Source organism: Halobacterium sp. CBA1126, from assembly GCF_009741975.1.
In the GTDB taxonomy this organism is placed as follows: Archaea; Halobacteriota; Halobacteria; order Halobacteriales; family Halobacteriaceae; genus Halobacterium.
Window position 1 is genome coordinate 11405 of the sequence record NZ_WPCF01000019.1, and the last position, 20770, is coordinate 32174.

The following is a 20770-nucleotide window of genomic DNA, read 5'->3' on the forward strand; positions in this document are numbered from 1 at the left end:
ACTTCTGGGAGCGTGGTCGCTCGTGAGCCGCGCTCGCGACTCCTCGAAAGCAGCCGGCGAAGCCATCGAAGCCGAGATTCTCGACCTCGTCCCCTCACTCCAGAACGTCTCCGACCGGGACGCCAAGTGGCACGATGCTCGTGTCGACGGCCTCTTCGAGCCCAGCGAGCGCATCATCTTCGGCAGCACGCTACTGCTCGAGGACGGACTCCCCATCGAGATTAAAGCCGCGCAGCGCCGTCTGAACAGCGGCCAGCGCGGTCGCTTCTACATCCGCCAGCGCCAGCACGAACGCCTCCTCGAAGAGAGTGCCGCCTACCTCTTCGCCGTCTACGAACCACGCGACCAGACAGTCATCGCGATGCTGGCGGTGCCGGCGAGTATCGTCGACGAGCTGCTCCCCGACGGCTGGACCAGCGTCGACGCCGACCGTTCGGAAGTCGGCTACCGACAGCTCGCCTGGAGTCGGCTGCTCGACCCAAAGAACGTGGAGGGGTCGCAGTGAGGACGCTCGATCTCGCGGCTCACGAGTTCGACGCGAACCTCCACTTCGCCGAGAATGGTCTGGATCCGTGGTTCGGCGCCGACGCCCTCGTGAAGGACGCCGACGGCAGCCGCGCGGCGAAGTTCACCCACAGCGGCGAAACGTGGGTGGCGAATCTATCCTACCGCGACGAGGGCGGGCTGCTCCCCCCGACCGGCGGCGTCACCGACGGCGGCACCCGCGTCCAGCACGAGACCATCCGCGAGTTCCAGTTCAAAATCGCGCGCCACCCCGACGAGGACCCTGTCGGCGAGCAGGGCTTTGTCTGTCACCTCGCCCCACGCTGGGGCGGCCTCCACGCCGAGAACGACAGCGGCGAGGTCGTCGAGATTCCGGTGCCGCCGACCCTCCAGAACGACGGCCTGAACGTCCGCATTCAAGGATCGAACATCGAATTCACGCGGTATCTGGACCTCTTCCAGACCGCCGCTCGCGTCCTCGGCTTCAGCGCGCGGTACTTCCAGGACCCCGAGCACACCAGCAACATCATGGACGCCGAGAAGTACGCCCGCCTCCACCGCGACAGCAGCGGGCCGGTGCACGCTCGAGACGGCCCGATTGCGTCGATGGCGCATCTACTGGAGGATGACCGTTCTGGGTACCGCAAGCTCGTGCAGAACGATCGCGACGAGCACGGCCGCAACGTGCAGGGCTACTATCATACGGCCACTCTGGACGCGCAGCGACTCGCTGAGGCGTTCCCCGGCCACCAGTATCCGAAGGAGGTCAAACACTACTACGCCCGCGAGGCCGCCAGCTTGGACAAAAGCGAGGCGCTCGCACATCCGAAGGTTGGGGCCAGCCTCCAGCACTCGCTCCTCCGGCGCGAACAGACCGTACGCTACGACGACCTCGTCGACCTCGAACGCGAGTTAGAACAGACCGTGCTGTCGGTGCTGGCCGATGCTGGTCTGGACGTTGCTCCCGAAAACGTCGCGCGGAGTCCGTACGTCGAGATGGATGCCTACTGGGAGCCGTCGACGAGCGAACGCGGTCCAGACCCCATCGAATTGAATCTTACCCGCATCCGCCAAGAACAGGAGAGCGTCGTCGTGCGCCACCTCACGGACGGCCTCTCGCCCGTCCAGTGGGAGTCGTTGAGCACTCTCGTCACGGACGGTGGGGAGGTCTCCCCACAGGATATTGCGGAGGCGAACGACCGACACATCGGCAGCGTCAGGCGCGCCTTGCGGTCGATGGAGGAGCTGGTCTCCCGGAAGTACGGCGAGGTGGGCCTCCGCTCAGACTACGTTGCAGAGATGGTTCACGACGCCGTCCAAGACGCGCGCGACGCGACGCGTACGGCTGTCGAGACGTCGGCGAAGGCCATCGAGGTCGCCGAACGCGGTGCCTCCGACGCGATGGCCGACTGGGTGGCGTGGTGTAATCGCCACGGCGTCGACATCCGCAACCGCGCGGACGCCCTGGAGATCGACCTGACGGGCATGGAGCCGGATGGCAAGCACAACAAGACGAACCTGCCAGCGAACGTCGTTCGTCAACTCAAGGTCGGGTTCGCGAAGTGGAAGGCGGCGGGCCAGGACCCTGAGCGGTTCCGCACTGCGGTCGTCCGTTACACCTCTCACAGCGACATTCGAACGAGCGAACGCGTCAGGAAGGCGCTCCGGTAGCGCGGCCCCGAGTAGTGGCAACACCGTCCAGCACCCGAGTTTGCGCAACTCTACTTTTCGTTTGTTGGGTGTTACCTCAACACAGGTTTCGTATCAGCGGCTGGTCGCCGGGCAGTCGCACGATCGAGGCGACCGCACCCACGCGGAGAACCTCACGGGGGCCGTTCGGTTCTCCGTTAGGGGTGTGGCTAAGGCCACTAATCCAAAATACGCCGCACCCCTCTCTTAGCCTCCACCCGAAACCGAACCCGGCCGATTGTATGGGTCGTGCACTATTTTGATGGGCGAGAAAATAGCGGAACAGCAATATTGTCTGACTAAATGATATCGCTGAAATGAGAACTATTTATTTCGCTCAAACTGAATCATGCATTCATGGAAGAGAAGATTTGCAGTGCCATCGAATCGGAGACACTTCTTAAGTTTGAGTACAACGGTCATCAGAGGACGATAAAGCCATACAAACTATTCCAGTCGAAGGATGGAAAGATATTGATAGAGGCTGTTCAGGTCGGTGGAGAAAGCGAGTCCGGAAGCAATCCGTTCTGGCGAAACTTCGACGTGGCCAAGATAGACACGATAGAAACGACGGAGGGTCCAGATTCTGTGCATAATTCAGACCTGATTATGCCCGATACTGAAAAACAGTATAATCCAGACGATGATAGATACGAGGAAGTGATTTGCGCGCGGGAGCAACCAGAATAAGACAACACCTGATCTGAATTTTATCCCCTACAGGACCCCCACCTTACACGTACACGTGTGGGGTTGCGCGTCCAGAGAATCCGATTCCCGAATATGCACACGAGCCCGCGCTCGCTCGTGTGTATATCCACTGTCGATCTTCCTCGAGCTACAGCCGAAGCGTCTCTAACTGGACCTGATTCCCTGAAATCACCCCGATATAGGGGTTCCAGTGACCCAAATTTAGCCCGCGAAACGGACTCGTGTGTACGAGCCTGCCCCCTATTCTCCCGTCCAGATTAGCATCTGGTCGTCACCCCGGCCCTCTCTGCGGACCTCGTCGGTCGTCCGCCACAGAACACGTAGGTCAGCATCAAAGCTCCCCGAAATGTTCACGTCGAGCTGTTCGCGCAGGATGTCTTTCAGCTCGCCTTTCCGGATTCGACCTTCCTCCCGGATAATCCGCCGCATGAAGTTGACCTGGTTGTCGTTCTCGCTAATCAGCTGCTTGTAGTAGTCCCGGTCAGTCTTCGTCGGAAACGTCCTAACCGGGGGGATGTCCGGCATCTCCTCTCGCTCCAACTGGTATTCGTCCAGCGACTCTAACACGAGCGTTCCGTCACTCGCTTCTCCGCTCGGAGTAGACCCTCCCGAAGACCCTGAGGAAGGCAGAGACGGAGCACTCTGTCTCGGCACGTCCGCCTTATACGAGGGAGAGCCGCCCCCAGACGTTCCCTCAGTCGAACTCGACTCCGCAGCGCGTTGCTGACGTTGCTCCGCCTCAGTTTTGACTTTCTCATCGTCGACTAAGTCACTGATGAGATCCTCAGAGAGAGTGTTCCCGTGACGCTCGATCTGCTCGAGGTACTGTTCGAGATCGGCGACTGCGTCGGCGTTCTTCTCGAGGTCAGCTAAGAGGGCCGCTTCATAATTGGTGTACAGCCCATCTTGCGTCAGATTTCCGGAGCCGACGAGCGCGCGGACCCGCTCAGGCCCCTCGAAGTAGAACAGCTTGGGGTGGTACGTGCCGCCGGCGTGATAGACGAAGCCGCTCAGGTCCGACCCGAGAATTGCCTCAAGTGCGTCCTTCGAGGTGACCTCCTCGTCGACTCCGACGTGGACTTCCACGTCGTCGATGCTTCCAGACCGGGCCATCGAATTGAGGTGCTGGACACCTTTCTCGGTCGCAAATGCAACGGCAACGACTGCTCGATTGAACCGTGAGTCGGCCAGCGACGCTTCGACGGCGTCCCCGATCGAGGAGATCTCCGGGTCGTCCAGGAGCTGGCCTGCGGATTCGCTGTCTGTGCTGAACCCCTGCCCGATGAACGCGTCCATTAGGTGATAGTTCGCGGCTTCCCGGTTTAGTAGTTATCCACCACAAACCCACTCAGGGAGTCGGGCGTCTCGTGGAAAGCGGACCGAGGGGTGGCGAATCAGGTTCGATTTGAGGCACCCCAGATCGCGATCGGAAGTTTCCTCGGGTACGTCGAAACGGTCGTCAACTACTCCACTGGGTAGCGGTCCAGATGTGATTTGGATTGGTCACTGTGTGGTGTTCTATGTATACTGTACTATATCGCGTAGTAACTTTCACGCACTCTATACAGTGATTCGCGCGCCTTCGTGCGGTTCGCGACCGCACGAGTGTGAATACGCGCCCGACGCGAACGCACCGGGGGTGCGCACCCGCGTTCACATCACGCCCCCGCGACTGCGCGCGTCGGCGCGGTACCGCGCCCGGATGCGCCGCCGTTCGCGCGCTCTCGCGGCCGTTCACACACTCGTGGACGCGAGTCTATTGCTGCCACGCAGTCATCCCGAAACAAGCCCAAGACGGACTTAATCGGCTGTACAGGACGGAATCACAATTCCAGAATCGGGTGAGGAATCACTCCAAGCAAAGACGTGCTGAGCTACGAATCGAACTCGACGGGAACGCCCTGATAGTCGAGAAGCTCGTCCATATCTCGCTCGAACGCGGATTGTAGCTCGGATATGCCGTCGATCGCCTTGCGTGCCTCCTCGCGAAGCTCGAAGTACTCCTCGCCGTCAATCTCGCGTCGCCCGACAAAGGCTTCGTAGCCGGGAGAGCCCGTGATATCCGCCGTGTAGTTCACACGGTTACTAAACGCTCCGAGGACACCGCCGAAACTCCGAGCATCGCCTTCGCGGATTCTATCGACGACCTCCGCTTTCCGAATCGGCCCCTCAGATTCGTACAAACACTTCAGCAGTGTCGTCTGCCCACGATTCATCTCCCTGCGTCGAATCACAGTCTCCAAATCGGAATCGGAGTTCGTCATAATATCAGCACCGAGTGACGGAGCGCGTATCAAACTATGCCCGAGAACTCGACGAGTTACGCCTCGTCTCGAGCGCTCCACGCGAAAACATCCGCCTCGGCCTTCGCTGCCTTCCAAGAATCGAATCGGGCTTGAATCGTAGCCGCGGACGGAAGGATATCGAGTCGCTGGTACGAGTGCTGGGTCGGCTCCTCGCCCAGCTCCTCTGCGGCTTCCCGCAGCGCCTCGATGCAGTCTTGTTTCGTGTATCGGTTGCGACGCCCGGAATCAACGTCGAGTTCATCGAGGGCGCTCTGCCAACTACCGCAGTGAGTGGCGATCGTGGACGCGCACGGACCGTCGTCCAAATCGTTGTATTCGTCCATCGTCGGCACGCGACCGAGTTCGTCGATAGCAGCTTGGAGAGCTTCGAGACAGTCATCACGCGTATACGGCATTCAAATTCCGGCTTCTCATGATGGGTAATAAAATATGCTATACAGAGATCTATGCCACAGGCTCGCTCATTCATCCGAGTATATTTCCCGCATCTGAGTTATACATAGAGGTGTTCAGGGTTCGATTTTATCGGTGAATGCGGGCAAAGATATAACAGGGATTGCAGGTTGACACATAATAGGTTGTGAATAAGTGGCCAAACTAATCAGGGTCCTCCAATAACTACCCAGCAATATGAACATCGAGCCATCAGACATCCGGAACTCCGATACCAGGGACGTAATTCTGGACCTCATCAGCGAGGTGACGAAGTCTGGTGAGGACATGGAGGAGAAGGAAACGAGAGGCGACAAGACGACCGATTTGAAGCTATACATCGTCGATTCTTCTGAAGATCTGCAGGGACGCTTCTCGAAGGCCGGTCTCGACGTTGCTGAGGATGAAAACACGAAGAAGGCAGCGAGGGACTTCTTCCAGCACGTCGTCATCGAGGAGGAATCGGTGAACGAGGACATAACCTTCCTCAAGGTCACGACCCCTCGCTATGAACGAACAGACGAAGCCATCATCATCGACCGTGGTGACGCGCTCTGGTTCCTAACGACCGAGCTGAAGGAGTGGCTCGAAGACACGATCGAGAAGGTCATCAAGTATCTCCCGCAGCTGGAGCGAGTGTATCTTCCCTCCGAGGATTTGGAGGACTCGATGCGGGGCATCGTGGACTCCGAGATTGCGGGGTTCACCGCGGAGTACCACTCCCAGCACAAAGACCGCGATGCGACCCTCCAGTTCCACGGGGCAGAAACTGGCGACCTGAATACGGCTGAGGAAGCGTTCTCCGCGACCCCGACCCGTATCGAATTCAACCAGAAGAACAGCCCTACGACGGCGATTCAAGGGTCCGGATCGAATAACGGGTTCGCCAAGCTAGAAAGCGTCCGAAAGGGGTCAGAAGGGAAAGCAGCAGATACCCTGCTCAACATCTCGGACGAGTTCGTAAAGCGGGATACTGAGCAATTCGAGGTTAATGCGGACACGAGTTGGAAGCTTCTCGAACCGGGATTTGTCGTAGACGAGTTCACGAGTATTGAACTTCACAGTCCGGAGCGTGACGAGGCGGACTTCCTCGACGAGGAGCTTGAGGAGGAGGTCCTATCGAAGAATCGCTATCAGTACGGACGGTGGGGCGACGACACGTTCTTCGTTTACGACAAGGAGCACGAGGAAGTCTTCGAGTTAGGCATCGAGTCGACAGAATTGGTGCTCCACGCCCGCGAGTCGACGACTGCGCTTAGCCTCCGTTCGTTCTGTAGAACCGTTCTCGACACGTTCGACTCCACGTACTCGGTCAACAAAGAGGAAACCCGGGTGGAAGCGCAGTGAGCGGCGGGAAAAGTTGGCCCCGCCAACGAGGCGAAATTGACGCCTATAACGCATTCCTGAGCGCGTACCCAGCTCGGAACAGCGACCGCGGTTTCTCGGACGAGGGATACCGACTCACGAACTTCTTCCCGACAATCAACAACAGCTTCACCGAGACTGCAGTTGAGCCTGACTTCTCCCTATACGACGGAGAGACGCTCATTCTGGCCGAAGTGAAACAGGGAAACAACATCGAGCCGCGTGACGTTGAGCAGGCGAAGCGGCTCGACTCAGTCTCCATCGATGCCGCGGAGGAGTACATCGACAAGATAGACGTGGACGGACGGTTTGGCCTCTCAGGAAACGTATTCTCTACGGAGCCGCTGGTTTACTACGACGACTTGGACAGCGACTACGTAGACGACTGCCGGAACAAGTGGGAGGACTGCCGAGAGCAATTAGAGGAACTGGAGGAGTACTGCCCCGTTCTCGGGCGAGAAGGCGAGCAGACTCTGCAGTTGCTCGCGGGAGAGTTCGGCTCAGACCACCTACAGGAGTGGTTAACGGCCGGGATTGAGATGGCGGAGACGCCGCGAGTGACAGTGACGATGACAGACGGGCTCGAGATCGAGAGCATCGCGGTTACCATCTGTCGTTTTTGGGGTGATCGAGCGGTGTCCGAGCCGGTTACAGTCGGAGTGAGCGAGCTGCGGACGCACTTCAACTATCGAGATCTCGAACCGGGGCGAGTGAAATCAGCATTCGACTTGCTCGACGAACTCGGTGCGTGTGATCGTGTCGAGAAACGCGAAATCGAGTTCACGCCCGGCCACATGCCGGAGATTCTGAATATCGAATCGCTGATTACCGACAGGAGTGGCGACGAAGATCAAGAAAGCCTCGACGACTTCTTCTAATTCCTATCCACGATGGCTGAACTAGATTGGTTCTTCTCAACCCTTTCACAGTCGAGCGCCGCTCTCATAGGCTTAGTAATCACGTTTACTGCTGTACTCTTCCAACTGGAACGACAGCGTAGACGAGACAGAACTGAAGAGTTGCGATCCGGCCTGATCGATCTAAAAGACAAATATGAGGCTGTTTTGGCGGCTATCGCTGGTGTTTTTCTAGGTGATGTTAAAGAGCATAGCGCACCTTACTTGCCGGATGAAGACGTTCTCTCGATGAGTGCGGAAGAACTCAAGGAGTATAGTCAAGACAAGTCTCCGCCAGATCGTTGGAATCTTTCTCTGTTGTATTTGCACACGGTTCGGGTACAATTCTTGCTCTACAAAGTATCTCCTTCAGAAGATCCGCTATCACATTATCTTCTCTCAGAAGAAGAGTTCCAGCGGCTTGAAGAGAGTTCAAACTGGTTAACAGAGAACATATCATATCCAGAGTTTGAAAACGGGCGATTTGAAAAGGAATTGCGCCAAGAGACCGATATAGATGAAGACGAAGACGATTTTTTCGAGGCAGATATTCTCGATGTTGATGCAGGATCTGTAAGAGAGTATAATAACATTATCCAACGATGGCTGGCTGTGAATTTGGAAGATTATAGAGTAGATCTTGCCGAAAGAGACAGTGGTGAAAACCTTGTATCTATATCTAGAATTTTTGTAGAATTTCAAAAAGATTATCCGAAGGTCACTCAAGGACGCCATAACACAATTTTAGATTATGAAACAAACGCCCAACCAGTGATAAAGAAAACCGCCATATTTGCTATGACAGGCGTATTCGTCCCGCTATTCTTCCTGATTTCGCCAATAAATCTTACCGGAAGCATAGATACAGTCCACCTGATTGCAATCCAAGTCTCGCTAATCTTGGTTAACGCAATAATGGTTTCACTAATCGTGTTAGACATCTATGATTGGCTGAAAATCGATGGTTGAAGCGAGAAGAATTCATCCGTAATCAATCCGCACCTTTATCCACCCAAATATATCGAAACAGTAGATGCAGTCAGTTGGTTAACCCTCAAGATCGGCAGCGAAATTAGCGTTAGTATCCTCAAGAAATCGCTGTCCGTCGTCGGTAAGCCACCACGCTTTGGCGTTCCCGATATCTTTGGAGTGAAGGAGACCCTCCTCTTCAAGTTCGGCGAGCCGCGAGTACGTTCCCGGCTGGCTGTAAGATAGCTGGTCCGCGACTTCCGTCGTCGAGAGGACCGGGTCGTCAGAGGTCGAGAAAATCCCCAGAATTTCCCGATCAGTAGTATCCGGAGGTCGTCCGCCCATACACTCCCTCATCCCCGCCACTTCATAAATTATCAGGCGACTGTCTTTTGCAATTGCTTGTAATCCAGTTCTTGCACAAGAGTTAACTATAGTACAATAGAAAACGGTGGTAACGAGGCAAGCTGCGGACCCGTCGCTACGCGGTGGGCCCCTTCGGAAAAGTCGCGGACCCCGCTGCTTGGACAGCGGGCCCGCATGGAGCCTCGTAACCCGGTACGAAGCCCATGAACGATTCCAGCACACGCGCACAAGAGCGTTCCGACGCACAGTCTCTCGATTGTCCGAACTGCGGCGACCGGATTCAGTCGCTGTCGCGCCGCAGCCCGACCGACGCGACCGCCCAGCCCTGCGGTTGCTCGGTCAGTAACGTCGCCATCCGCGAGTTCACTCAGGACCGCCAGCGCCGCGCGGAGGGCGGTTTCTGATGGCGTCCGATACCAGCGGCATCGACTGGGAGTTGGTCGGCTACGTCGCGGCCTCCGACTACCGCACGCGCGTTCTCGCCGCGCTGGCCGACGACCCCGCAACGCCGACGACCATCAGCGAGCGCTCCGACCTCGACGTGACCCACGTCTCCCGCTCGCTTCGCGAACTCCGCGAGCGCGGCGTCGTCGAGCTGCTCGTTCCCGAGGAGCGCTCGAAGGGCCGCATCTACGGCCTCACCGACGACGGCGCCGCCATCGCGTCGAAAGCCGAGGAGGTGGACGCGTGAACGCCGATACTGGTCGTTCCGCGTTCCCGGTTCGCACTTCCGGTCGCTTTCCGTTCGACTTCCGGTATGCCGTTTTTCGGCACCTCACCACGTCGAGCCGCTCGAAAACCCGATTCACCCCGACTTCCGGTACGCTCCGGTGTGGCGTTAAACGTCACCCGGGCTTCCCACGAGGCGTGCAGGACCACCGACCGACGACAGGGGTGAAGGCAGCGTGACCGACGACTGGACGACGCACTTCGCTCGACGGCGGCTGCGGTTCGCCGACGACGCGGAGCGTGAGGAGGACGCAGAATGACGGACTCGACGCGCAGGCGCCGGCGCCGCGACCCTGCGGAACTGTCGCCCCGGCAGGCGAAGGAGCGCTTCCTACGCCGGCGCCGAGCTGACCGCACGGAGAGTTCCATCCAGAGCTACCACGGGCGCCTCAAGCTGTTCGTGGAGTGGTGCGAGGGCGTCGGAATCACGGAAGTCGGCGACCTGCAGCCCTACGATATCAACGAGTACTACGACATTCGGAGCGGCGACGTGGCTGCGACGAGCGTCGAGAACGAGATGTACACGCTCAAGGAGTTCTGCGGATTCCTCGAAACGCTCGGCGCGACCGACCGCGAGCTCGCTTCGAAGGTCCCCTTCCCGGACGTGGATCGAGACGACCGCTCTAGCGACACGAAACTACACCACGACCAGGCGCACGCACTGATTCGCCACTTCCGGGACGACCCCGACGGCCACGGGACGCGCGCCCACGTCCTGCTCGAACTCGCGTGGTTCACGGGCGCTCGAATCGGCGGTCTGCGAGCACTCGACCTCCGCGACGTGAACCACGGGGAGAATTTCGTCGAGTTCCGTCATCGACCAGGAACAGACACCCCGCTCAAGAACAAGTATCGGGGCGAGCGGCCGGTAGCAGTTCCCGCTGCGACGATGCAGGCACTCTCGACGTACATCCAGCAGAACCGCTTTGACGTTCACGACGAGCACGGGCGCCAGCCGCTACTCGCGTCCGCTCGCGGCCGTCCTACTGCGAACACGGTTCGGACGTGGTGTTACCTCGCTACACTCCCGTGTGTGCGGGGGACCTGTCCCCACGGGAAGGAAATTGCGAGCTGCGAGTGGACAGACCGAGACCGCGCCAGCAAGTGCCCATCGAGCCGGTCGCCACACCCGGTGCGAACGGGCTCGATTACGTACCAGCTGAACGCTGGCGTCCCGCGAGAAGTCGTTTCGGCGCGGTGTGACACCGACCAGATTGAAGAGTTCTATGACAAGCCCGGCGAGCAAGAGCGGTGGCGCCGATACCGCCGTCAGATGGAACGCCAGCGGCGCCAGCACGTCGATACTCTCGACCCATTCAACGATGATTCATCATAATTCCGAATTCGACAGTACAGCCGTCGAAACGCGCACGAGCACCGGAGGATGTTATTCGGGCGGTCCCACTTCTCTCCGACGACGCGACGAGGAGCGCGCCGTCCGTAACACTATATCCGGTGCCGAGCCAGTATTTGGCATGGAGTCGCACCGGAAGGGCGACCTGACCGAAGCCACGGTCATCACGGAACTGAAGCGGCGCGAGATTCCCGTGTCGGTCCCGTTCGGAGACAACGAGCGGTACGACTTGGTCGCGGAGTCGGCGGGCGACCTCTACCGCCTACAGGTGAAGACGGGCTGGCTGTCGGACGGCTGCGTGGAGTTCCACGGGAAGTCGAGCCACACGAACTCGAGCGGTAACGTCTACAAGACGTACGACGGCGACACGGACTACTTCGCGGTGTACTGCCACGAGCTCGAACAGCTCTACCTCGTCCCGGAAACCGCGTTCGAGACGGAGATGCGCCTCCGCGTCGAGGACCCGGAAATCGAGCAGCCGAGCATCAACTGGGCCGCCGACTACGAGTTCGACGAGCAGTGGCCGCCGGAGGACACCACGTCCGGCCCCGCAAACGACCGCGAGGCCATCATCGAAACGCTACGGGACCGCGGCGTGGACGCCATCGACGCCATCGACAGCGACGCGCCGTACGAGGCCGTCCTTCGCACGCCCGACGACGACCTGTTGCGAGCGGCCGTGCGCCGGGGGTCAGTAACGAACGGCCGGATTCGGTTCGACACGAGCGGCACCGTTCCCGGCCCCGAGGCCGTCGACTACGCGGTCGTGGACTGCGCGGAGCGCGGCGAGCAGTATCTCGTCGAACGCGCGAGCTACGAGCGCACGACGAGCCTGCGGGTGACCGAACCCGAGCAGGCGCAGCCGTCGATAAAATGGGCAGAGGAGTATGAGTTCGGGGCGTGCTGGCCGCCGGGGTAGAGTCGTGGGAGAGCCGGCAGTCCGGCCGACCGACTACTGCGGTGACTGCGGCTTCTGATTACTCAACCCCGACCACGTCGTACACCCCGACCATCTCCGTCTCCTCGACGCGCGCCGTGAACTCCGCGCCTTCTTCGGGCGCGTGGTCGGCGACGAGCGTGACGGCTTCGATGGGGTCCCGGAGCAGGAACGACTTGACGCGTTCGGGCCACGAGGGCGCGCCGCCCTTCCGGCAGACGAGCACGTACCGGGAACTGGCGAGGTCGGCGAGCGCGGGCTGGAGGTCGTGGTCGTCGACGTCCTCCGGGGGGACGACGGCGAGCACTTGCGTGTGGAGCGTCTCGGGCACGGGCGACGGGACGCGTCCGACGGGGATGAGTCTTGCTCGAACGCGGCGTTTTTCCGGCGGCCGCGCGACTCACCCGTATGGTCGGGTCGTCGATTCTGGTCGCGGTCGTAGCGCTCGTGCTGTACGGCGCGTGGGCGGTCACCGCCGGCGTGGCGACGCGGAGCGTGTCGCCGGTGAACGCGGTGTTCGTCTCGTACGTCTCGGGCATCGCCATCGCGGGCGGGTACGTGCTGTCGACGCGCCAGCCCATCACGGGGTCGCGCGTGGACCTCGGGTTCGCGGCGGTCTCGGGGGTGTGTCTCGCCGCGGGCACCATCGGGTTCTACGCGGCGCTGGCGCGCGGGAACATGGCCGTCGTCTCCGCAATCGTCGCGCTGTACTTCGTGATTCCGGCGGTCGTCGGCGTGCTCTACTTCGACGCGGCGCTGTCGCCGACGAACGTCGCGGGGCTGGCGCTCGCGGTCGTGGCGGTACTGCTGGTGGCGTCCTGACGCGGCGCGGGCTCGCGGCGAGCGCGCTCTTATACGGGGGTCCGAACATCATCCCGGCAGCTCCCACGCCGTGAAAACGGGGACGACGGTTCTTGGAGAGCGCGCGGAGAGCCTCCGCTGACGGCGAAGCACCGAGCGACGACTGCGCGCAGCGCGCACGGACGGAGGCTACCAGGTATGCCAGACTCAGACGACGACACCCCCGTTTCGTTCGACGACGACGAGGAGGAACGCATGGAGCGCCTGCTCGACGACACCGAGTACGACGCGGAGCTCGGCGTCGAGATGGCGAAAGACGCCCAGCGGGTCGCCGCGGGCGAGCTCTCGGAGGCGGCGTTCTACCGCCGGTACCACGAGGACGTCCTCGAGGAGTTCGGCGAGGACGACCGCGAGCTCACGGGCCTGCTGGACGACGCGGGCGGCGAGGGGTTCGGCGACCGGCTCTCCGGGCTCGCCGACGACGAGGACCTCTCCCGGCGCGAGGTGCTGAAGAAGGGCGGCGCGGCGGCGGTCGCGCTCGGGCTGTTCGCGAGCGTGGACGACGGGACCGCGGCCGCCCAGCAGGGCGACGACGAGGACGGCCCGCGCTACGGGATGACCATCAACCTCAACAACTGCGACGCTGTCTCGCCTGCGTCGTCGCGTGCAACGAGGAACACGGCACGTCCGCGGGCGCGAACTGGATGTACGTGTTCACGTACGAGGACGACCACCAGGGCGACGAGAACTTCCTCGTGCGGCCGTGCCAGCACTGCACGGACTCCCCGTGTACGAAGGTGTGTCCGGTCGGCGCCCGCCACACCCGCGAGGAGGACGGCCTCGTGCTGACGGACTACGAGATCTGCATCGGCTGCCGGTACTGCGAGGTCTCCTGCCCGTACGGCGTGAACTACTTCCAGTGGGGCGAGCCCGACGTCCCGGAGTCCGAGATCGACGACGACCACCAGATCGACGACCGCGGCCGCTGGGTTGGCGCGCGCCCGCCGGAGGGCGTGATGGGCAAGTGCACGTTCTGCGTCGACCGGCAGGACGGCCAGATGGGCGAGGAGAAGGTCGGCACCACGGCCTGCGAGGAGGCGTGCGCGATGGACGCCATCCACTTCGGCGACCTCGATGACCCGGAGAGCGCGCCGAACCGGCACCTCCGCGAGTACCGCGAACAGCAGGACAACGACATGCAGTTCCCGAACCGGAAGGAGCACACCGTCTCCACGTTCGAGCTGATGGAGGAGCGCGGCACGGAGCCGAACGTCCGGTACATCGGGAACGAGCCGTCCCCGCACGCCGAACAGGTCGAGGGGCCGGTGAGCTACGAGGACGCGGGCATCGTCGACAACCGCAAGGAGGAGGTGCTCGACAACGGCGCGATGGCCGGCGACGGAGGTGAGGAGGCGTGAGCGTCGACGTCTCCGGCGTCGGCCGCGACACGCTCGTGCGGCCGATTCAGACGTTCTCGCGGAAGTACGTCGCGGTCGCGCTGCTGGCGCTCGCGGGCGTCGGCGTCTGGCTGTTCTTCTACTACCAGCAGCTCCGCCACGGCCTCATCGTCACCCACCTCGGCGACTGGGGCTCCGGCGGCGGCGTCCCGTGGGGGCTGTACATCGGCGCGTTCATCTGGTGGGTCGGCATCGCCCACGGCGGCATCATCCTCTCCGCCGCGGTGCGGCTGCTCGGCATGGACACCTACCAGCCGGTCGCGCGCATGGCCGAACTGCTCACCATCGCCGCGCTGACCTGCGCGGGGCTGTACATCCTCATCCACGTCGGCCGGCCGGACCGCCTCGTGACGAGCGTGCTGCCCGCGTGGCCGACGCGCGTCCAGTGGTCGCCGCTCGTCTGGGACGTCACCGTCATCACCGCGTACTTCGTGCTCACCGCGACGTACCTGCTGTTGACGGTCCGGTACGACGTCCACCGGCTCCGCGACCGCCTCCCCGACCGCCTCGACCCGCTGTACGACGCGCTGCTCGTGGGGTACTCCGAGAAGGAGGACGCGGTCGTCGAGCGGATGGTGTGGTGGCTCGCGTTCGCCATCATCATCATGGCGCCGCTGCTGCTCCACGGCGGCGTCATCCCGTGGCTGTTCGCGCTGCTGCCGTCGATGGCCGGCTGGTCGGGCGGCGTGCAGGGGCCGTCGTTCCTCTCCATCGCGCTCACGTCCGCGGTCTCCGGCATCATCATCGTCGCCGCGGCCTTCCGGTACGCCTACGACTGGGAGGAGCTCATCCCCGACCAGGTGTTCTACGGGCTCTCGAAGTGGCTCGGCTTCTTCGGCCTGCTCTTCCTCTGGCTGCAGCTCCAGCAGGTCATCACGGGCATCTTCGCCGCGCCGACGACCCTCCAGCACGCCACCGAGGTGAAGCTCGCGACCCCCGTCTACTGGGTCGCCATCGGGCTCGTCGTCGCCGCCGAGCTGTACGTGTTCGCGGCCGCGCTGAAGGCGTCGCTGTTCTCGATCCCGCGGCTCGTCGCGGTCTCCGCGCTGGTGCTCGTCGGCACGCTCATCGAGAAGACGCTGTTCGTCGTCGAGGGACTCCAGCACGCCCACTTCCAGCTGTACGACGCCGTCCCCGGCACGTACGTCCCGTCGCCCGTCGAGCTGTCGTCGCTGCTCGGCGCGGTCGGCATCGTCGTGCTGTTCTTCCTCGCGGTCTCGAAGGTGATTCCGGTGGTCGAACTGCACGCAATCGAGGACGACCACGAGGAGGTGAGCGAGTGATGCTGCCGCTGTCGTCGGCGCCGTACACGCTGCCGTTCGTCGGCCCGGGCACGTACCTCATCTTCGGCATCGTGCTCGCGCCCGTCTACGTGATGCTGGCCGCGTGGTTCCTCGGCGAGCCGAGCGACCGGAAGACCGCCGGCCTCGGCGTCGCCTACCTCGCCGGCCTCACCACCGCGCTGTGGGGCGGGCTGTTCGTCGCCACGATGGTCATCGAGGTCGCGTTCTTCTGACCGCCAGCCGCCCGCGCCGGGGGGTCCGACCCGGCACGCCACACAACCATGACCACTGCACCCGAACTCCGCGAACGGCTCGCCGACGTAGAGGACCCGCTGAACGGCGACGACGTCGTCTCCATGGGGCTCGTCACCGACGTCGCCGTCAGCGAGGACACCGCCCGCGTGGAGCTGGCGTTCAACGCGCCGTACGCCCCCACCGAAATCGAAATCGGCAACGAGATCCGCGACGTCGTCGAGGACGAGGGGCTCGACCCCGAGCTGCGCGCGAACGTCGGCGAAGAACACGGCTTCGACGAGGAGGTCCTCCCGGGCGTGAAGAACGTCGTCGCGGTCGCCAGCGGGAAGGGCGGCGTCGGGAAGACGACGGTCGCCGCGAACCTCGCCGCCGGCTTGAACGACCGCGGCGCGCGCGTCGGCATCCTCGACGCCGACGTCCACGGCCCGAACGTCCCCCGCCTCCTCCCGACCGAGAACGAGCCCGGCGTGACGCCGAACGAGGAGATCGTCCCGCCCGCCAGCGACGGCGTGCGCGTGATGAGCACCGACCACATGATGCCCGACGGCGACGAGCCGGCGGTGATGCGCGGGCCGATGGTGAACAACGTGATGATGAAGTTCGTCAACGAGGTCGAGTGGGGGCGGCTGGACTACCTCGTCGTCGACCTCCCGCCGGGCACGGGGGACGCGTCGCTGAACCTCCTGCAGACGCTGCCCGTCGCGGGCGTCGTCGTGGTCACCACGCCCCAGGAGATGGCGGTCGCGGACGCCCGGAAGGGGCTAAAGCTGTTCGCCGAGCACGACGCGCCCGTCCTCGGCGTCGTCGAAAACATGGCCGCGTACCACTGCCCGAACTGCGGGGACACCCACGAGGTGTTCGGCAGCGGCGGCGCCGCCGAAATCAGCGACGACTACGACGTCCCCGTGCTCGCGGAGCTCCCCGTCCACCCGGACTTCGACAGCGAGGACGGCGACGGTCCCACGATTCGCGACGAGGACGCTGCCGTCCGCGAGGACCTCTTCGCGTTCGTCGACGAGACCGCCGACCGCGTCGGCGAAATCAACCGCCGGCAGGTCGCCGAGCACGTCGCCGACCGCGGCGACGACGTCCCCGAGGAGGCCGACGCGCCCGCCGGGTCGCCGTAGTCACTCCGCGAGGTCGACGCCCGTGAACTCGAAGCGGGCGCCCGACTCGCCGTGCTCGGCGTCCGTAACCGCGACCTCCCAGCCGTGGGCGGACGCGATGGTCTCCACGATGGAGAGCCCGAGCCCCGTCCCGTCGCTGGTCGTGTACCCCACGTCGAAGATGTCGTCCCGGAGGTCCGCGGGGATGCCGGGCCCGTCGTCCTCCACGTAGAAGCCGTCCTCGAGCGCGCCGACGCGGACGGTGACCGCGGTGCCGCCGTGTTCGACGCTGTTCCGGTAGAGGTTCTCCAGCAGTTGGACGACGCGGTCGGCGTCCGCGTCGAACGCCGCGTCCGCGTCCACGACGTGCGTCGCCCCCTCTGCGGCGACCGACGCCCACGCCTGCTCGGCGAGCGCCGTCAGCGAGACCCGCGAGAGCTCGCCGATGTCCTCGCCCTCGCGGGCGAGCATCAGCACGCCCTCGATGATCTGCTCCATGCGGGCGAGCGCCCGCGCCGCGGCTTCGAGGTGTTCGTCGTCACGCTGCTCGCGGGCGAGGTCCACGCGGCCCGCGGCGACGTTCAGGGGGTTCCGGAGGTCGTGGCTGACGACGCTCGCGAACTGCCCGAGGCGCTCGTTCTGGCGGCGAATCTGGCGGCGCGCGTCCTCCTCGCTGGTGACGTCCGTGACGACGACCATCCGGCCGACGCGCGTCCGCCCGAACGTGAACGGCGTCGCCGCCACGTGGAAGTACCGCCGCTCGCCGTCGCGGTCGAGCGCGAGGACGTCGCGGTCGCCGCCGAGCCGGGCCGCGACCTCGGGCGCGACGTCGGCCAGCGGCGCGCCGGTCGCGTCGGCGAGCCCGGGGAACAGCTCGCGGGCGCGCTCGTTCGTGTGCCGGACGGCGCCGTCCTCGGTGAGGAAGACCACCGCGTCGCCGACGTCGCCGGCGAGCTGGACGGCCTGGAAGCGGTCGAGGAAGACGAACAGCACGCCCACGGCGAACGCGGCGACGCCGACGGACTCGTAGCTCAGTGCGGGAATCAGCGTCGTGGACGCGCCGACGACGTCGAGGGCGACCGGCAGCCCCGTGACGCCGACGAGCGCGTACAGCGGGCGCGTGTCGTAGCCCGTCTGCCCGAGCAGCTCGAACAGCATGAAGTAGCCGACCGCGGCGAGCGCGTACGCCGCCCCCATCACGACCCAGTGGAGGACGTAGTGGTCGACCGCGAGGTGCGGGAACGGCGCCGCGGCCTGCTGGACGCCGAAGTAGTAGCCGTGGACGGGGTTCGTGAGCTTCACCGCGGCCACCACGAGGAAGACGGCGACGGCGAGCCGGCGGACCGTCGGGTCGTAGTGGAACGACCGGCCCGTGTACGCCGAGCAGAAGTACAGCCACGCGCCCACCGTCGCCATCCCGAAGACGAGGCCCGCGGTGTAGACGGCGACCTTGAGGTCCGCGCCCGGGACGACGAGGAACCCCGCCTGCGCGGCCGCCCAGCCGCCGCTGGTCGCGAGCAGGCCCGCGAGCCCGCGGCGCGTGTCCGGGTCCTCGACGTCGCCGACCCGGGCGAGCCCCGCGAGACACGCGAGTGCTGCCGCGGCGAACACCGCGACGTAGCCGGCGAACACCAGTCCTGTCATCGAGCGATTCTGGAGTTGCCGGGTCTTCCGGCCGGGGCGCCATAGCTGTTCGGGGTCGAACCCCCGTTTTGGGAAAGTTCTTAGGCGAGCGGGCGCTACCTATCGTGGACAGAATGGCGCAGGCCGCAAACCAGGAACTCGTCGACAGGTTCGAGGAATTCTACCGCCGGTACTACAGCGACGACGTCGCCGAGCTCGCGCGCAAGTACCCCCGCGAGACGAAGTCCCTCTACCTCGACTGGCGGGACCTCTACCAGATGGACCCCGACCTCGCCGACGACTACATCAACCACCCCGACGACCTCCGGGAGGCCGCCGAGGAAGCCCTCCGGCTGTACGACCTCCCGGTGGACGTCAGCCTCGGGCAGGCCCACGTCCGGGTCCACAACCTCGAGGAGCACACCGAGATCCGCGCGATTCGCGCGGAACACCTCAACACGCTCGTCAGCGTGCAGGGGATGGTGCGGAAGGCGACGGACGTCCGCCCGAAAATCGAGCGCGCGGTGTTCGTCTGCCAGCGCTGCGGCGCCGAGACCGAGGTGCCCCAGGGCGACGCGGGCTTCCAGGAGCCCTACCAGTGCGAGTCCTGCGAGCGACAGGGGCCGTTCAAGCTCGACCCCGAGCGCTCGGAGTTCGTCGACTCCCAGAAGCTCCGCATCCAGGAGTCCCCCGAGGGGCTCGCGGGCGGGGAGACCCCGCAGAGCATCGACGTCCACGTCGCCGACGACATCACCGGCGAAGTCACCCCGGGCGACCACGTCACGGTCTCCGGCGTGCTCCGCCTCGACCAGAGCGAGGGGAGCAACGAGTCCCCCGTCTTCGACCTCTACATGGAGGGGACCTCCGTCGTCATCGAGGACGAGGAGTTCGACGAGATGAACATCACCGAGGAGGACAAACAGCAGATCGTCGACATCTCCAACCGGGAGAACATCTACGAGGAGATGGTCGACTCGATGGCGCCGTCCATCTACGGCCACCGGCAGGCCAAACTCGCGATGATCCTGCAGCTGTTCTCCGGGGTCACCAAACACCTCCCCGACGAGTCGCGGATTCGCGGCGACCTCCACATGCTCCTCATCGGGGACCCCGGAACGGGAAAGAGTGCGCTCATATCATATGTTCAAAACATCGCGCCGCGCTCCGTCTACACCTCCGGCAAGGGTTCGTCCTCGGCAGGTCTGACGGCGGCAGCCGTGCGCGACGACTTCGGGGACGGCCAGCAGTGGACGCTAGAAGCCGGTGCGCTCGTGCTCGCCGACCAGGGCGTCGCCGCGGTGGACGAGCTGGACAAGATGGCCGCGGACGACCGCTCGGCGATGCACGAGGCGCTCGAACAGCAGAAGATCTCCATCTCGAAGGCGGGCATCAACGCCACGCTCAAAGCCCGCTGTTCGCTTCTGGGCGCGGCGAACCCGAAGTACGGGCGCTTCGACCAGTACGAGCCCATCGGCGAGCAGATCGACCTCGAGCCCGCCCTCATCTCGCGGTTCGACCTCATCTTCACGGTGACCGACGAGCCCGACCCGGAGGAGGACGCGAAGCTCGCGCGGCACATCCTCCAGACGAACTACGCGGGCGAGCTGAACACCCAGCAGGAGCAGCTCGCGAGCGCGAACCACACGGAGGACGAGGTCGAAGAGCAGACGGACACGGTCGCGCCGGCCATCGACGCGTCGCTGCTGCGGAAGTACATCGCGTACTCGCGGCGGAACTGCTACCCGACGATGACCGACGAGGCCCGCGAGGCCATCGAGGAGTTCTACGTGGACCTCCGCGCGGAGGGACAGGGCGAGGACGCGCCCGTCCCCGTCACCGCCCGCCAGCTCGAGGCGCTGGTGCGGCTCGGCGAGGCGTCCGCGCGCGTCCGGCTCTCCGACAAGGTCGAGGAGGAGGACGCCGAGCGCGTCATCGAGATCGTGCGCTCGTGCCTGCAGGACATCGGCGTCGACCCCCGAGACCGGCG

At 63.5% G+C, this 20770-nt stretch carries 22 protein-coding genes; 16 read left to right on the forward strand and 6 right to left on the reverse strand.

All coding sequences use genetic code 11. The features are described from left to right. The first annotated feature begins 22 nt into the window (after positions 1-22). From GJ634_RS04270 to GJ634_RS04280, 3 genes are all read left to right on the forward strand, one after another. The gene (locus tag GJ634_RS04270) at positions 23-505 is read left to right on the forward strand and encodes a hypothetical protein (RefSeq protein ID WP_157500662.1); all 483 of its coding nucleotides are present in this window, start codon (positions 23-25) and stop codon (positions 503-505) included. Then, positions 502-2175, forward strand: a complete 1674-nt coding sequence (locus tag GJ634_RS04275) for a MarR family transcriptional regulator (protein ID WP_331713983.1) — start codon at positions 502-504, stop codon at positions 2173-2175. Before GJ634_RS04270 ends, GJ634_RS04275 begins: the two co-directional genes overlap by 4 nt. Positions 2176-2550: 375 nt before the next feature. Beyond that, entirely contained in the window at positions 2551-2883 is a 333-nt protein-coding gene (locus GJ634_RS04280) for a hypothetical protein (protein WP_157500664.1), read from the forward strand. Positions 2884-3144: 261 nt separating this feature from the next. On the opposite strand, the gene GJ634_RS04285 is transcribed toward GJ634_RS04280, so the two are convergent. The 3 genes from GJ634_RS04285 to GJ634_RS04295 form a co-directional block, all read right to left on the reverse strand. After that, the gene (locus tag GJ634_RS04285) at positions 3145-4200 is read right to left on the reverse strand and encodes a phospholipase D family protein (RefSeq protein WP_157500665.1); all 1056 of its coding nucleotides are present in this window, start codon (positions 4198-4200) and stop codon (positions 3145-3147) included. 578 nt (positions 4201-4778) lie between these two features. Continuing rightward, a complete protein-coding gene (locus tag GJ634_RS04290; RefSeq protein ID WP_157500666.1) occupies positions 4779-5168 on the reverse strand; it encodes a hypothetical protein in 390 nt (129 codons plus the stop codon). A gap of 56 nt (positions 5169-5224) precedes the next feature. Then, positions 5225-5605: a homing endonuclease associated repeat-containing protein gene (locus tag GJ634_RS04295; protein ID WP_231736925.1), complete on the reverse strand. Its 381-nt coding sequence runs from the start codon at positions 5603-5605 to the stop codon at positions 5225-5227. 235 nt (positions 5606-5840) lie between these two features. Between GJ634_RS04295 and GJ634_RS04300 the strand changes: the two genes are divergently transcribed. Genes GJ634_RS04300 through GJ634_RS04310 form a run of 3 tightly spaced genes read left to right on the forward strand, consistent with a single transcriptional unit; the run spans position 5841 to position 8872 of the window. Continuing rightward, positions 5841-6989 (forward strand): hypothetical protein, encoded by a 1149-nt coding sequence (locus tag GJ634_RS04300; RefSeq protein ID WP_157500668.1) that lies wholly within the window; start codon positions 5841-5843, stop codon positions 6987-6989. Next, the gene (locus tag GJ634_RS04305) at positions 6986-7885 is read left to right on the forward strand and encodes a hypothetical protein (RefSeq protein WP_157500669.1); all 900 of its coding nucleotides are present in this window, start codon (positions 6986-6988) and stop codon (positions 7883-7885) included. Before GJ634_RS04300 ends, GJ634_RS04305 begins: the two co-directional genes overlap by 4 nt. Before the next feature lie 12 nt (positions 7886-7897). Continuing rightward, positions 7898-8872, forward strand: coding sequence for a hypothetical protein (locus tag GJ634_RS04310; RefSeq protein WP_157500670.1), 975 nt, complete (start codon positions 7898-7900; stop codon positions 8870-8872). 78 nt (positions 8873-8950) lie between these two features. Here GJ634_RS04310 and GJ634_RS04315 read toward each other — a convergent pair whose 3' ends face one another. After that, a complete protein-coding gene (locus GJ634_RS04315) occupies positions 8951-9217 on the reverse strand; it encodes a winged helix-turn-helix transcriptional regulator (protein WP_157500671.1) in 267 nt (88 codons plus the stop codon). Between the two features lie 424 nt (positions 9218-9641). Between GJ634_RS04315 and GJ634_RS04320 the strand changes: the two genes are divergently transcribed. The 3 genes from GJ634_RS04320 to GJ634_RS04330 all read left to right on the forward strand — a co-directional run bounded on the left by GJ634_RS04320 (position 9642) and on the right by GJ634_RS04330 (position 12240). Then, complete coding sequence (locus GJ634_RS04320; RefSeq protein ID WP_157500672.1) at positions 9642-9929, forward strand: winged helix-turn-helix domain-containing protein; 288 nt, start codon at positions 9642-9644, stop codon at positions 9927-9929. 294 nt (positions 9930-10223) lie between these two features. Further along, positions 10224-11303 (forward strand): site-specific integrase, encoded by a 1080-nt coding sequence (locus GJ634_RS04325; RefSeq protein ID WP_157500673.1) that lies wholly within the window; start codon positions 10224-10226, stop codon positions 11301-11303. 139 nt (positions 11304-11442) lie between these two features. Next, positions 11443-12240 carry a group I intron-associated PD-(D/E)XK endonuclease gene (locus GJ634_RS04330; RefSeq protein WP_197425391.1) on the forward strand — a complete coding sequence of 266 codons (798 nt, stop codon included), beginning with the start codon at positions 11443-11445 and terminating at the stop codon, positions 12238-12240. A 58-nt stretch (positions 12241-12298) separates the two neighbouring features. Here the strand turns inward: GJ634_RS04330 and GJ634_RS04335 are convergent, their stop codons facing one another. Next, complete coding sequence (locus GJ634_RS04335) at positions 12299-12589, reverse strand: hypothetical protein (protein WP_231736926.1); 291 nt, start codon at positions 12587-12589, stop codon at positions 12299-12301. Positions 12590-12666: 77 nt separating this feature from the next. On the opposite strand from GJ634_RS04335, the gene GJ634_RS04340 reads away from it, so the two are divergent. From GJ634_RS04340 to GJ634_RS04360, 6 genes are all read left to right on the forward strand, one after another. Further along, positions 12667-13080 carry an EamA family transporter gene (locus GJ634_RS04340; RefSeq protein WP_157500675.1) on the forward strand — a complete coding sequence of 138 codons (414 nt, stop codon included), beginning with the start codon at positions 12667-12669 and terminating at the stop codon, positions 13078-13080. Positions 13081-13257: 177 nt separating this feature from the next. Continuing rightward, positions 13258-13908, forward strand: coding sequence for a 4Fe-4S ferredoxin N-terminal domain-containing protein (locus GJ634_RS16585; RefSeq protein WP_197425392.1), 651 nt, complete (start codon positions 13258-13260; stop codon positions 13906-13908). Next, positions 13857-14477 (forward strand): 4Fe-4S dicluster domain-containing protein, encoded by a 621-nt coding sequence (locus GJ634_RS15890; RefSeq protein ID WP_331713987.1) that lies wholly within the window; start codon positions 13857-13859, stop codon positions 14475-14477. The genes GJ634_RS16585 and GJ634_RS15890 overlap by 52 nt, the downstream gene beginning before the upstream one ends. Next, complete coding sequence (gene nrfD / locus GJ634_RS04350) at positions 14474-15799, forward strand: NrfD/PsrC family molybdoenzyme membrane anchor subunit (RefSeq protein ID WP_331713984.1); 1326 nt, start codon at positions 14474-14476, stop codon at positions 15797-15799. Before GJ634_RS15890 ends, nrfD begins: the two co-directional genes overlap by 4 nt. Beyond that, positions 15799-16032 (forward strand): hypothetical protein, encoded by a 234-nt coding sequence (locus GJ634_RS04355; RefSeq protein WP_157500676.1) that lies wholly within the window; start codon positions 15799-15801, stop codon positions 16030-16032. Before nrfD ends, GJ634_RS04355 begins: the two co-directional genes overlap by 1 nt. A gap of 48 nt (positions 16033-16080) precedes the next feature. Continuing rightward, a complete protein-coding gene (locus GJ634_RS04360) occupies positions 16081-17181 on the forward strand; it encodes an Mrp/NBP35 family ATP-binding protein (RefSeq protein WP_157500677.1) in 1101 nt (366 codons plus the stop codon). On the opposite strand, the gene GJ634_RS04365 is transcribed toward GJ634_RS04360, so the two are convergent. Beyond that, entirely contained in the window at positions 17182-18804 is a 1623-nt protein-coding gene (locus GJ634_RS04365; RefSeq protein WP_157500678.1) for a sensor histidine kinase, read from the reverse strand. A gap of 113 nt (positions 18805-18917) precedes the next feature. On the opposite strand from GJ634_RS04365, the gene GJ634_RS04370 reads away from it, so the two are divergent. Further along, a partial coding sequence (locus tag GJ634_RS04370) for a minichromosome maintenance protein MCM (protein ID WP_157500679.1) occupies positions 18918-20770 on the forward strand: 1853 nt, incomplete at its 3' end.